General features: G+C 30.9%; 11 protein-coding genes. All 11 read left to right on the forward strand.

From position 1 onward, the window contains the following. The first annotated feature begins 77 nt into the window (after positions 1 to 77). The 11 genes from CVD27_RS24905 to CVD27_RS24955 all read left to right on the forward strand — a co-directional run bounded on the left by CVD27_RS24905 (position 78) and on the right by CVD27_RS24955 (position 12,756). Positions 78 to 1,019, forward strand: a complete 942-nt coding sequence (locus CVD27_RS24905) for a glycosyltransferase family 2 protein (protein WP_101651519.1) — start codon at positions 78 to 80, stop codon at positions 1,017 to 1,019. An 11-nt stretch (positions 1,020 to 1,030) separates the two neighbouring features. Beyond that, positions 1,031 to 2,248, forward strand: coding sequence for a glycosyltransferase family 4 protein (locus tag CVD27_RS24910; protein WP_101651521.1), 1,218 nt, complete (start codon positions 1,031 to 1,033; stop codon positions 2,246 to 2,248). Then, positions 2,241 to 3,101, forward strand: a complete 861-nt coding sequence (locus tag CVD27_RS24915) for a glycosyltransferase family 2 protein (protein ID WP_101651523.1) — start codon at positions 2,241 to 2,243, stop codon at positions 3,099 to 3,101. Before CVD27_RS24910 ends, CVD27_RS24915 begins: the two co-directional genes overlap by 8 nt. Before the next feature lie 31 nt (positions 3,102 to 3,132). Further along, positions 3,133 to 4,230 (forward strand): glycosyltransferase, encoded by a 1,098-nt coding sequence (locus tag CVD27_RS24920; RefSeq protein ID WP_101651525.1) that lies wholly within the window; start codon positions 3,133 to 3,135, stop codon positions 4,228 to 4,230. Positions 4,231 to 4,380: 150 nt separating this feature from the next. Further along, positions 4,381 to 5,709 carry a lipopolysaccharide biosynthesis protein gene (locus CVD27_RS24925; protein WP_101651527.1) on the forward strand — a complete coding sequence of 443 codons (1,329 nt, stop codon included), beginning with the start codon at positions 4,381 to 4,383 and terminating at the stop codon, positions 5,707 to 5,709. A 27-nt stretch (positions 5,710 to 5,736) separates the two neighbouring features. After that, a complete protein-coding gene (locus CVD27_RS24930; RefSeq protein ID WP_101651529.1) occupies positions 5,737 to 6,918 on the forward strand; it encodes a glycosyltransferase family 4 protein in 1,182 nt (393 codons plus the stop codon). Beyond that, on the forward strand, positions 6,915 to 8,066 hold the full coding sequence (locus CVD27_RS24935) for a glycosyltransferase family 4 protein (RefSeq protein WP_101651531.1): 1,152 nt from the start codon (positions 6,915 to 6,917) through the stop codon (positions 8,064 to 8,066). Before CVD27_RS24930 ends, CVD27_RS24935 begins: the two co-directional genes overlap by 4 nt. 39 nt (positions 8,067 to 8,105) lie before the next feature. Next, the gene (locus CVD27_RS24940) at positions 8,106 to 9,248 is read left to right on the forward strand and encodes a glycosyltransferase family 4 protein (RefSeq protein WP_180960439.1); all 1,143 of its coding nucleotides are present in this window, start codon (positions 8,106 to 8,108) and stop codon (positions 9,246 to 9,248) included. A gap of 221 nt (positions 9,249 to 9,469) precedes the next feature. Further along, a complete protein-coding gene (locus tag CVD27_RS24945) occupies positions 9,470 to 10,846 on the forward strand; it encodes a sugar phosphate nucleotidyltransferase (protein ID WP_101651532.1) in 1,377 nt (458 codons plus the stop codon). Positions 10,847 to 10,961: 115 nt separating this feature from the next. Continuing rightward, complete coding sequence (gene rfbB / locus CVD27_RS24950; protein ID WP_101651534.1) at positions 10,962 to 11,990, forward strand: dTDP-glucose 4,6-dehydratase; 1,029 nt, start codon at positions 10,962 to 10,964, stop codon at positions 11,988 to 11,990. A 289-nt stretch (positions 11,991 to 12,279) separates the two neighbouring features. Beyond that, a complete protein-coding gene (locus tag CVD27_RS24955) occupies positions 12,280 to 12,756 on the forward strand; it encodes a serine O-acetyltransferase (RefSeq protein WP_101651536.1) in 477 nt (158 codons plus the stop codon). Positions 12,757 to 13,262: the final 506 nt, after the last annotated feature.

The following is a 13,262-nucleotide window of genomic DNA, read 5'->3' on the forward strand; positions in this document are numbered from 1 at the left end:
AAAATATTATTTTAAGAAAATTGTGAGTTTAATCAACTATCTTCTAATAATTAATATACTAAAAAGGAATGAACAAAATGATATCAGTAGTAATTCCTACTTATAATCGAGCTAAGGACTTAAGTAGATGTCTAAATGCTTTAAATTTACAATTAAGGAAACCAGATGAAATTGTTTTGGTAGTTAGAGATACCGATATAGAGACAATAAGATTAATAAAAAAATTCAATTCTAAAATAAATATTAATATTGTATACATTAAAGAACATGGGCAAGTTGCTGCCTTGAATAAAGGAATTAGAAATGCAAAAGGAGATATAGTCTCTATTACAGATGATGATACTGAACCATTACCAGATTGGTTAGAAAGAATTGAAGGCCATTTCAAACGTGATTTAAGCATAGGGGGAGTTGGTGGGCGAGATTGGGTTTTTCATGGTCAACATAAAGAAATAGGAAATAAAAAGATAGTAGGGAAAATACAGTGGTTCGGAAGAGTGATTGGCAACCATCATTTAGGATATGGTGAAGCTAGAGAAGTTGACGTCTTAAAAGGCGCTAATATGAGCTACAGAATGACTGCAATTAAGGGATTAAGTTTTAATACCAATCTAAAAGGTAGTGGGGCTCAAGTTTATAATGATATGGATTTTAGTCTAAGTGTAAAAAAAAATGGTTGGAAGCTAATGTATGATCCTGCAGTTGCTGTAAATCATTATCCTGGAGTTAGATCAGACGAAGATAAAAGAAATTTATTTAACAGTGAAGCATTTTATAATGCTGTCCATAATGAGACATATATTCTGCATAATAATTTTAAAAAAATAAATAGATGTATATATTTTGTATGGAGTTTATTTATAGGAACAACTGCTAATCCTGGTTTACTACAATTTATAAGGTATTTTCCAAAAGAAGGGAAAATTTCTTATACAAAATTAATAACTTCATATAAAGCAAGATATAGTGGGTTAAAGACATTAAAATCAGTGAAAAAGAATATATCTACACCCTTATAGGAGAAATAACATTGAATACAAATATTGAACAAAGTATCAAAAAAAAAAGAATAGCAATAGTCGCTCATAAAATTAGTAATGACGGTGGGACAGATCGTTGTGTATTAGAATTAGTTACTAGGCTAGCCAAAGAACCTGATGTTGAACTTTTTATTTTAGCTAATTCTTTAGATATTGATGAAAACAATAATATAAGATATTTTCATATTCCTATGTTATTTAAACCATTTCCTTTAAGATATAATATATTTTTAATATATGCTTCTTTACTGTTAAAAAAATTAGACGTGGATATTTTACACACTACTGGAGCAATTATATTAAATCATTCTGAAGTATCAACGATCCATCTTTGTCATAAATCTTATGTGAAAATGACCGGTAATAGTAGGGTAAAACATAATAATTCTTACATTAAAAAAATAAATGCTTGGATATCAACGAAAATTTCCCTCTTATTTGAAAATTATTGTATAAAAGAAAGGAATACAACTAATTTAATAGCAGTCTCAAATGCTGTTAAAAATGAAATTATTGCAAATTATAATTATAGTCCAAATAAAATCCATGTTATACCAAATGGAGTTGAAAGCAGTAAATTTAATAAATTTAGTACTAATGAAAGATTTAGATTAAGAGAAGGACTAGAACTTCCGATAAAAGGTAATTTTATTTTATTTATGGGAGGCGACTGGCCTTTAAAAGGACTAGATTTTGTAATTGAGGCTTTTAATAAAATAGGGGAGAAGTACTCCGATTTGTATCTATTAGTAGTGGGTTCGGGTAACGTTAATAAATATAAAAGTAAAATTAAAAAACAATTAAATAAAAAAGTGTTTTTTATGGGCTTTCAAAAAAATCCTGAAACTTATTTCGGTATATCAGATATTTTTGTTTTTCCCTCTAGTTATGAAACCTTTTCATTAGTTGTTCATGAAGCCGCTGCAAGTGGCCTAGCAATTCTATCTACAAAGGTTGGTGGAGTAGAAGATCTTATAGATGATAATGAAAATGGTTTATTTATAAAAAGGGATAGCGGTGATATATCCAAAAAGTTAGAATACTTACTTGAGAATCCAATGCTTATTTCTGATTTTGGCTTAAAGGCAAGGGAAAAAGTTCTGAATTTAACTTGGGAAAGGAATTTTAATTCTACGATCGATTTATATAATAAGATTCTCAATGAGAAAAGTTCAAAAAGAAAAATTGTTGAGGTGCCAAATGAGTAGCTTTAATTTGTCTGTTTGTATTTGTACGAGAAATAGACCTTCAGATTTAAAAAATGCCTTAAATTCACTTTATCTATCAACTAAACAAGTGTTTGAGGTTATTGTATCTGATGATAGTACAAATAATGAAACTATGAATTTAGTAAAATCTTTTCCAAATGTCAAGTATGTGAAAGGGCCGAAGAAAGGATTGGGTTCTAATAGAAATAACGCTCTTAAATATGTTAATGGAACTCATGTTTTATTTATAGATGATGATGTTGTTTTAGGTGAAAAATTTGTAGAAACAATATTTTCAAATATTCTTCAATTCAATGAAAAGGGTAAACAAATATTTACTGGCATTGAAAATAATAGGGGGCATTTAGTGATCCCAAATGATACAAATTTTTTAGGTTATCAGAATGTAAGATATAATGATTTTTCAAACCTCAGAACAATTGTAATTAATAGTACTATTTTTCCAAAAAATCTATTTAACTATGTGTCCTTTGATGAGCAATTGATATATGGCTATGATGAAGTAGATATAGCAAAGAATGCAATTAAGTTGGGTTACAAAATAATAATATGTAAGGATGCTGTAAACTACCATTTTCCTTCCATAGAAAATAGAGACTACTATAGTCCCTTTAAAGAAGCTTCAAGAATATACGTAACATATAAGCATTATTATTATTTGGAAAAAAAATACTTATATGCTTTTGCATTTCTTATAGTTAGCAGAATGCACAATCTGTACCACTTAATAAGAAAAGAAGGAATAAATGGAGTAATTTCTTTTATTAGAACATTAAATTTAACAAGAAATTATATTAGAAATTTTAAGAAAAAGGTCTTAGTAAATAATTAACTATTGGAATCATAATTAAGGGGATTTTTTTGTGAAAAAGATTGCTATAATAATAAATTCTAACAGAGGTAGCGCACTTTGCCAACGAGCAAAAGGATTATTTTCAAATTTAGAAAATGAATATTCAATTTACTATCTCTATCGAAATGGTAATAGATTACAAAGTATTTATTCTTTTTTAAAAGAACTTTATGAGTTAAAACCCGATATAATGTACGTTCTTGATACAGCTATTCCAGGTGCAACTTCTGCAATAATTTATAAGCTGTTTTTTAATACTTCATATATTATTGACACAGGGGATCTAGGCTATGAATTAGCAGTCACAAGAGGACGTCCATCTTGGATAGGAAGGAAGATTATTAAGTTTGTTGAAGATAAGGTAATTAAGTTATCAGACAGGATAGTTGTCCGGGGAACTTTTCATAAGTCGTTACTAAATTCTTTAGGTTATAAAAATGTAAACGTAATAAGGGATGGAATCAATATTAGCTCATCTAAACCAGAGGATGTGGGTTTTTTAAGAAATGATTTAGGGTTAGAAAATTCTCTATGTGTAGGTTTAATTGGGACTCTAAGATATAATAAACGATACCAAATGTGTTATGGATGGGATTTAATTGAGTCAATGTCTTTTATTAATAAAAACATTCCTGTTAGAGGAGTTATCATTGGGGATGGAGATGGCCTAGATTTCTTAAAGAAAAGGGTACAAGAGCTTAATATTAAGGATAGGATTGTTTTTCTGGGAAGGGTTCCTTACGAGAGCCTAAATAAATACACAAATTTACTCGATATTGCAATCTCTACTCAAACTAATAATAATGTAGGAAACGTCCGCACCACAGGAAAACTTGCTGAATATATGGCTGCGGGACGTTTTATTATTTCAACAGATGTTGGAGAAGCCAAGGTATTATTACCCCAGGAAATGAGGCTTCCATATAACGGAATTAAGGATAAGGATTATCCAAAAAGATTGGCAAAAAAAATTGAAGATTTATATTATCAAGGAATGAATACAATCTATGAGATGGGAAACAAGAATATTAAAATTGCTCAGAAGGAGTTAGATTATAAATTCTTATCAAGCCAAGTCCAAGTAATATTAAATAACTTTAAACTATAATCTATTTACAAAAAATACGAGTAATCCCATAGTAATTAAATTTTGGTGTATTTTTACTTTTCTGAGAAGAATAAGAATCTCAATTGTTATTTTTACTTGATTCTTATAAATTGAGGGAACAAAAAACATCAAACTTATTAAGGTGGAAATATGAATCTAATATATAAAATAAAAACTTTTAATAAAGTTAATAGTAATATGTCCAATGCTATAAAAGTTTTAATTACAAATATATTTATAATTGGAATAAATTTGATTACCGGTGTTCTTACTGCAAGGTATCTTGGTGTTCAAGGTAGAGGAGAACAAGCTGCAATGATCATGTGGCCACAATTGATTTCTTATTCTTTAACAATAGGGTTACCAGCATCAATAATTTATAATATGAAAAAAAATAAAATGAATAGCAATGGTTTGTATACAGCTTGTCTAATCTTAGCCCTTATACTAAGTTTTTTTGCTTTTCTTATAGGGTATATTGGAATTCCATTCTGGCTTGATAATTATAACCAAAAGGTTATACATTTATCCCAATTTTTTATGTTTTTGACACCATTCAGTCTATTAAGTGTTGTTTCACTTCCAGTATTAAAATTAAGAAATGATTATTTTATCTTTAATAGATTATTATATTTAATACCACTTAGTACATTATTTATCCTAATGATTTTAATAGTATTTCATTTAAATTCTCCCTATACATTTGCATTTGCATATTTAATGCCAAATGTTCCTGTTACTCTCTACTTGATATTCAAATTATTAAACAGTTATAAACCATCGTTCCATGGTTTAAAACAAAATATTAATAATCTTTTATCCTATGGAGTCAGGGCATATGGGATGGATTTATTAAATACTATAAGTCAGAACGTCAATCAAATCCTGATAGCTGCATATTTATCGGCATCTAGTATGGGATTATTTGTGGTTGCTTTTAGTATTTCCAAAATGGTAAATATTTTTCAGAATGCTATAGTTGATGTTTTATTTCCAATGATAGCTGGTGAGGAAAATAATTCTGTAATCGAATTAACTTCTAAAACCACGAGAATTGCTGGCTTCATTATTAGTATTTTTGGTCTTATCCTTTTTATCTTAGCTCCATTTTTATTAAAAATACTATATGGAGAAGAATTCAGTGGTGCATTGTTATTACTCCGCATATTAATTATTTCAACTATATTAAATTCAATAAGTTGGATTCTTTCACAAGCTTTTATGTCATTAAATAGGCCTGGAGTAGTTACCTTACTTCAATTATTTAATCTTATTTTATTTATACCCGTTTGTATGTTTTTTGCAAATTCCCTTGGTCTAAATGGTGTTGGTACTGCATTTTTAATTTCAAGTTGTTCAAGAATATTATTAGTTCTAATCTGTTTTCCATTAATTTTAAAAGTTTCTGTTCCTAAATTATTTATTCTTAAAGAAGATTTCTTACACATTAAAAATAGAGTACTAAAATTTATTAAATAGTGATTTTTTGTTTAAGAGGTGAGTATATTGAAGATTTTATCAACAGGAATGGGTTGGTTTGACCATGTTCCAGGCGGTTTAAACCGCTATTTTGCGGATTATTTAAACGTAATGTCAAGAGTCCATGATATAGAAGCAATTGTAACAACGGACAGTAGAAAAATTGAAACACAACTAAACGTTTCAAATGTTACAGAAGGTGATTCTAACCCTTCAATTATCAATAGAACCCAATCATTTAGAAAGCTAGTTCAAAAAAAGATGTCAAAAAATAATTATGATGTCTTTAATCCACATTTTGCTTTATATTCATCACTTGTAACAAGAGGAATCCTACCTAAGCATGTTCCAATAGTAACACATTTCCATGGCCCTTGGGCACAAGAAGGTATTGCTGAGGATAAACACAAAAATATAATTGATAGAATCAAAAATGAATCAAAGGAAATGGTTGAAAATATTGCTTATAAAAGATCTGATAAGTTTATAGTTTTGAGTTCTTATTTTCAAGAGATATTGTGTAACGACTATAATATAGATAAAGAAAAAATTTATATTGTCCCAGGTGCAGTAGATACTGAAGTATTTAAGCCTTCAACAAAAAGAAATATTCTTAGACAGAAATTAGGTATATTAGAAGACCAAACATTTATTTTTTGCGCAAGAAGGTTAATGCGTCGAATGGGTATCGGTAATCTAATACAAGCAATGAAAGATGTTATTAATCAATTTCCTGATACAAGGTTGTTTATTGCTGGTCAGGGTCCTCTTGAAGCAGAATTAAAGTCCTTAATAAAAGAATGTGGATTAGAGGATTACGTAAGCATGGTTGGGAGACTATCTGATGAAGATTTAGTTAGCTATTATCAAGCGGCAGATTTTTCCATAGTCCCTACAGTTACATTGGAAGGGTTTGGTTTGGTGACTGTGGAATCTCTTGCGTGTGGTACTCCAGTATTAGGAACACCTTATGGTGGTACAAAAGAAATACTTGAATCTTTTGATAGAAATCTTTTGTTCAATGATAGTTCTCCGGAATCCATATCAACTAAGTTGATTTCCATTTTAAACAAAGAAACAACTATCCCAAATCGTGAAGAATGTAGAAAATATGTTATGGATAACTATACGTGGAAACATGTAGAAACATCTGTAACCAATATATTTAAAATAGCAATCAAAGAGAAAATGGATATGATAAAAAAATGAGAGTAGGATTTTATAATCATACAAGTGAGATTAGTGGTGCAGAAATAAGTATGTTACTTACAGCTAAGAACCTTAGTGTAACAACTCCTGTTATATTTGCCCCAGAAGGAGAATTAATAGATAGAGCAATTAAGTCAAAAATCCAAGTTGTTAAAATTAAGAGTTACCGGGCTAGATTATCAAAGAATCCTTTTCAGATATTAAAGGGTATTTTGGGCACAATTTATGGGGGATATCAAGTTTCTAAAGCCATAAAGACAAACAAGATTGACCTAGTTCATGCAAATTCATTGAGAGCAGGGATAATGGCATCAATTTTTATTTTCTATCACAAAGTTCCTGTAATTTGGCATGTCAGGGATATACCTCCTAAGGGATTAGTAGGGAAATTAATAACCTTTCTTGGAGAAAAAACTATTAAAGCTTTAATAGGAATTTCTCAGCCTGTTATTGAAGGAATTAGTAGTATTTCACTTAAGAATAAGTCTTATTTAATCCATAATGGAGTCAAAATAGAAAAAAAGGAAGAGGTAGAAAAAGAAAGATTACGTAAAAAAATTAGAAATGAATTTAATACTCCATTAAATAGTAAAGTAATTGTTGTTGTGGGACAAATAGCACCTTGGAAAAGGCAAGAGGATGCTATTAAATCAGCTAAAACATTATTTGATAAAGGAGAAGATGTATATCTATGGGTTGTTGGAGAAGCCAAGTTTAGAGATGAAAATGTTTTGTATAAGGATAATTTAGTTAACCTTGTACAAAAATTAGGTCTAAAAAATCGAGTAGTTTTCACAGGGTTTCGTAATGATGTAATAGATATATGCTGTGCTTCTGACATTTTATTACTATGTTCAAATAATGAACCGTTTGGGCGAGTAATTATAGAGGGAATGTCACAAGGGGTTCCAGTTATCGCAACAAACTCTGGAGGAGTTCCAGAAATAATAAAGGATAAATATAATGGTTTATTATATGAAGTGGGAGATGTTAAAACTTTAAGTGATAATATTTTGCACCTCCTTAAAGATCAGTTTTTGTGTCAAAATATTATTATTAATGCTGAGAACAGTGTAAAACAGTCATTTACGATTCAAAGGACATCACAAAAGGTAGAAGAAGTGTACAGAATTGTTACTTCAATGTGATTTAAATGACATTAGACATAAACAAAGTGAGGGCTGACATTGAAAATAGCAATAGTACATGATTGGTTAGTAACCTATGCAGGGGCTGAGAAGGTTTTAGAACAAATGTTAGACCTATATCCTGATGCTGATTTATTTAGTGTTGTAGATTTTATTGAACCTGAGAAAAGGGGGTTTTTAAAAAATAAAAAGGTAAAAACAACTTTTATACAGAATCTCCCTATGGCAAAGAGGAAATATAGGAGCTACTTACCTTTAATGCCGTTTGCAATTGAGCAGCTGGATTTATCTAAATTTGATGTTGTTATTTCAAGTTCACATGCAGTTGCAAAAGGAGTAATAACAGGACCTGACCAACTGCATATTTCTTATGTTCATTCACCTATTAGATATGCATGGGACCTTCAACATCAGTATTTGAGGGACTCAAACTTAACAAAAGGAATAAAAGGGCTTGCTGCAAAGTTACTTCTTTATAAAATGAGAGATTGGGATTACCGTACAGCTAATGGTGTTGATTTATTTCTGTCCAATTCTAATTTTATATCTAGGAGAATCTGGAAGGTTTACAGGCGTAAAGCAGAAGTAATATACCCTCCAGTTAATGTTTCGAGTTTTACTTTAAACAGGAATAAATCAGATTTTTATTTGACCGCTTCCCGTATGGTGCCCTATAAGAAAATAGATATAATTGTTGATGCCTTTAGTAGAATGCCAGACAAAGAGTTAGTTGTTATTGGTGACGGACCTGATTTTAATAAAATAAAACAAAAGGCTGGTAAAAATATTAAATTACTTGGATATCAACCATTTGATATTTTAAAAGATTATATGCAGAAAGCTAAAGCATTTGTTTTTGCTGCAGAAGAGGATTTTGGAATTACACCTGTTGAAGCTCAGGCTTGTGGTACACCTGTAATTGCATATGGAAAAGGGGGGGCTCTGGAAACAGTAAAAGGTATGGGTTCTTGTAAACAGCCTACTGGATTACACTTTAATCAACAGACTGCCGAAAGTATTATAGAATCTGTACTAGAATTTGAGAAAAATATTTATTTGTTTGATTCGGAAATTTGCCGAAAAAATGCATTAAGATTCTCTGAAAATTCTTTTAAGAAAAAACTACAAGAAATTGTGGAATTTGAATTTAGAAAGAAAGTTAATGAAATAAACTTGAACTAATTTGGAAAGTTACTAAAGATATAAGTAACTTATTTTTTTGTTTATTAGTGTGGGAAAGCTGTCAGCCATTTCTTTCTTAATAGAAGTTTTGTATATATTATTTAAGATGAAAATCTTTATAATATTTGTTCATTTATTATCAGTATTGAAAAGCAGCTAATTATATTTTGATTAGAGTAAAATTTTTATATATACAATTGAATTATTTATTGGGAGGAACTATGAAACTAGTTTTATTATCTGGCGGGTCTGGGAGAAGACTATGGCCATTATCAAATGATGCACGGTCAAAACAGTTTTTGAAAGTCTTGCGTGAAGAACAAAACGGATTGGAATCTATGATCCAAAGAGTCTGGAGACAATTAGATAGATTAGGTTTATCTGAAAATGCAGTTATTGCTACAAGTAAAACTCAGGTAGAAATGTTACAAAGTCAGATTGGTAAAAATGTTTCTATTATTGTGGAACCGGAAAGAAGAGACACATTTCCAGCAATAGCTCTAGCTGCATCTTACTTATATTCCATCGATGGTACAGACCGAGAGGAAGTGGTTGGAGTCTTACCAGTTGACCCATTTGTTGAAGATGAATTTTTTGCAAGATTACTAGATTTGGAAGACATTTTAAAATCATCTACAAACGATCTTGCTCTAATCGGGGTTCAGCCAACGTATCCATCAGAAAAATACGGATATATTGTACCGGAAGGAGAGAAGTTAAATAATAATGTAATTAAAGTTAGTCATTTTAAAGAAAAACCAAAGTCAGAAGATGCTAAATTGCTAATAGAGCGAAAAGCTCTATGGAATTGTGGGGTCTTTGCTTTAAAATTAAATAAAATAATTTCCTTGTTAGAAGAAAAAGGGTTACCAACTGATTACGAGGAGCTTTTAGTAAAATATTCTCTTCTTCCAAAAATAAGCTTTGACTATGAAGTAGTAGAGAAAACAAGAAATATTATTGCCATACCATATGATGGGGATTGGAAGGACTTAGGTACATGGAATACATTAACAGAAGAAATGAGGACTGAAATTATTGGGAGAGCTAATAAAAGTTGGGACTCTCATAATACACATATAATAAATGAATTGGATATACCGGTTTCAGTACTAGGATTATCCAATATAATTGTCGCCGTTAGTCCTGATGGTATTTTAGTTTCAGATAAGGAAGCAAGTCCTCGTGTTAAAGAAGTAGTTGGAAACTTGGAACAAAGACCGATGTATGAAGAACGTCGATGGGGGTGGTATAGAGTACTTGATTATACAAAATATGACGATCAAACAGAAGTGTTAACAAAAAGAATAAACATTTCAGCAGGTCAAAATTTGAGTTATCAATATCATAACCAACGTAGAGAAGTATGGACTATCGTGAAGGGAGAAGGGGTTCTTCTTCTAAATGATGTGTTTAGGGTAATTAGGCCTGGAGATATAGTAGAAATCTCTGTTGGAATAAAGCATGCAGTAAAAGCTGTAAAAGACTTGGAGTTTATTGAAGTACAAACTGGAAAACAATTAGTTGAAGAAGATAATCATCGTATTTTTTTAACATGGGATGAAATTGAAGAATCAATTTTTATAAAAAGTAAATAGTACTTCCAAAAAGTTCTAGAATGTTTAAACAAAAAGATAATGAGTTTGATTTATTACCGACTTGGCTAGGATTCTTTAGGCAATATTTAAATGTATTACAACATGAGGTGAAATAATGACCAGAAAAAAGATTCTTGTAACTGGTGGAGCAGGTTTTATTGGTGGAAATTTTGTTCAGTATATGGTTAATAAATACCCCCAATTTGACATATATAATTTAGACTTGTTAACATATGCGGGGGACCTAACGAAACATCGAGATATTGAAAGTAAAGGAAATTATTTTTTTGTAAAAGGAGATATTGCTGACCGGGATATTATTATGTCTCTTTTTGAAAAAGAAAAGTTCGATTATGTCGCTCATTTTGCAGCCGAAAGTCATGTGGACCGTTCTATTAATGAACCCGAAATCTTTGTCCGTACGAATGTGCTAGGGACACAGGTGTTACTTGATGCAGCAAAAAAAATAGGTGTAACTAAATTTGTCCATGTTTCAACAGATGAGGTATATGGTGAATTAGATTTTGATCCAACTACATTCTTTACGGAGGAATCTCCTTTACAACCAAATAGCCCTTATAGTGCAAGTAAGGCATCCTCTGACTTCATGGTAAGATCATATCATGAAACATTCGGGTTACCGGTGAATATTACTCGTTGTTCAAACAACTATGGGCCGTTTCATTTTCCAGAGAAGTTAATTCCTCTAACAATTTCACGTGTGTTAAATGATGAAAAGGTGCCTGTTTATGGGGTTGGAAAAAACGTAAGAGATTGGTTACATGTTCTAGACCACTGTGCAGCAATAGACCTCGTCTTACATGAAGGAGTTAATGGAGAAGTATATAATGTTGGCGGTCACAATGAGAGAACAAATTTAGATGTTGTTAAAACTATTATTAGCACTCTAGGCAAGTCAGAAGAGTTAATTGAATTTGTTACAGATCGTCTAGGTCATGATAAGAGGTACGCAATTGACCCTACTAAACTAGAGAGGCTAGGGTGGAAACCTACCTATACCTTTGAAACTGGAATTGCTCAAACTATTCAATGGTATTTAGATAACAAGTGGTGGTGGGAGAAAATCATAAGTGGAGATTATCCAAACTACTTTAAGAAACAATATTCCTTATTAAAATTCTAAGGGAATAGTGACCTTAAACTCTCTATTAATTGAGGACACATAAAAACTCCTGTAAATATTAGGTTGTGTTTGGTTTTTGTGGAAGGGGATTTCTTTTATATACCTCGCTTTCCACTACTGTTTTCCAGCTCGGTTCTACCAAAGGAAAGTTCGTGTGGTATTTTCCAATTAAGAAAGAATTATACGAATATTTAATGTATAAACTGTTCATTTGGCTGTGTTTTAATTATTTAAGAATAAGAACCACTTATTGGTTATAATTTACTCATTATATTTTAGGAGAATTGATATGAGTATATTCGCAATGAATTGGAACGCAATTCGTTTGTTCCGTCTTTCAAACAAACTTTATAACATAGGTTTTGTTAAAGTTGCTAATTTTATATCGGCTTTAAATAGGGTTATTACTGGTGTTGAAATTGCCCCCCAGGCTATAATAGGAAAAAATTTTTTTATAGCACATGGAGATGGAATTGTTATAGGTGCAGGAGTAATTATTGGTGATAACTGCATTATCTATCATCAGGTAACAATCGGGGTAGGAAGGGACAGCAAATTTAATAAAAATGGTGCTGCTGATGATAAATACCCTCGGATAGGTAATAATGTAACAATTTATGCAGGGGCTAAAGTAGTAGGAGACATAAATGTTGGAGATAATTGCGAAATCGGCGCAAACGCAGCTTTAACTAAAGATGTTCCCTCCAATGTAATTGTAGGAGGAATTCCAGCTAAGGTATTAAAAATAAAATGCAATAATAATTAGGAACTTTAGTGATTTGATCTGTAGCAATATCATTCAGGAAAGTTGGGAATTTTCAATCTAATTGCTGCTATTTTTTTGAATATTGCCATGACTAAGTATCACTACCAAAGTAAGCGCCACTGTTGCATTGTGAAGAAATGGAAATATATGAAACTCTTCTGACGACATTTTTCCGTAATTTATCAGATATGCTTGTATCAACCGCAAGCGGCCGGTAGAAGGTTTATTGCAGAAGATGAATATGCGTTGTGTTCAACCCTGTAGAATAATATCCTTCTCTCCACAGTAGAATTGAAATTGGTGGCCGAGTTGCAAATCGAATGGAATAAAGATCTTTGAATTTGTTGCCTGCGTTTGTCTACGAATTTACGAATGTTGGTGTAATTTTTCAAAGTATTTTAGTGATAACCATATTGAATATGAAACTTTTCTTATGATAGTATTTGATGAAATAATAGAAGATAGCATCACGCTTTCTTCTTACTTTTTTTCTAAATAAACATTTC

This window comes from Neobacillus cucumis, from assembly GCF_002860255.1.
GTDB lineage: Bacteria > Bacillota > Bacilli > Bacillales > Cytobacillaceae > Neobacillus > Neobacillus cucumis_A.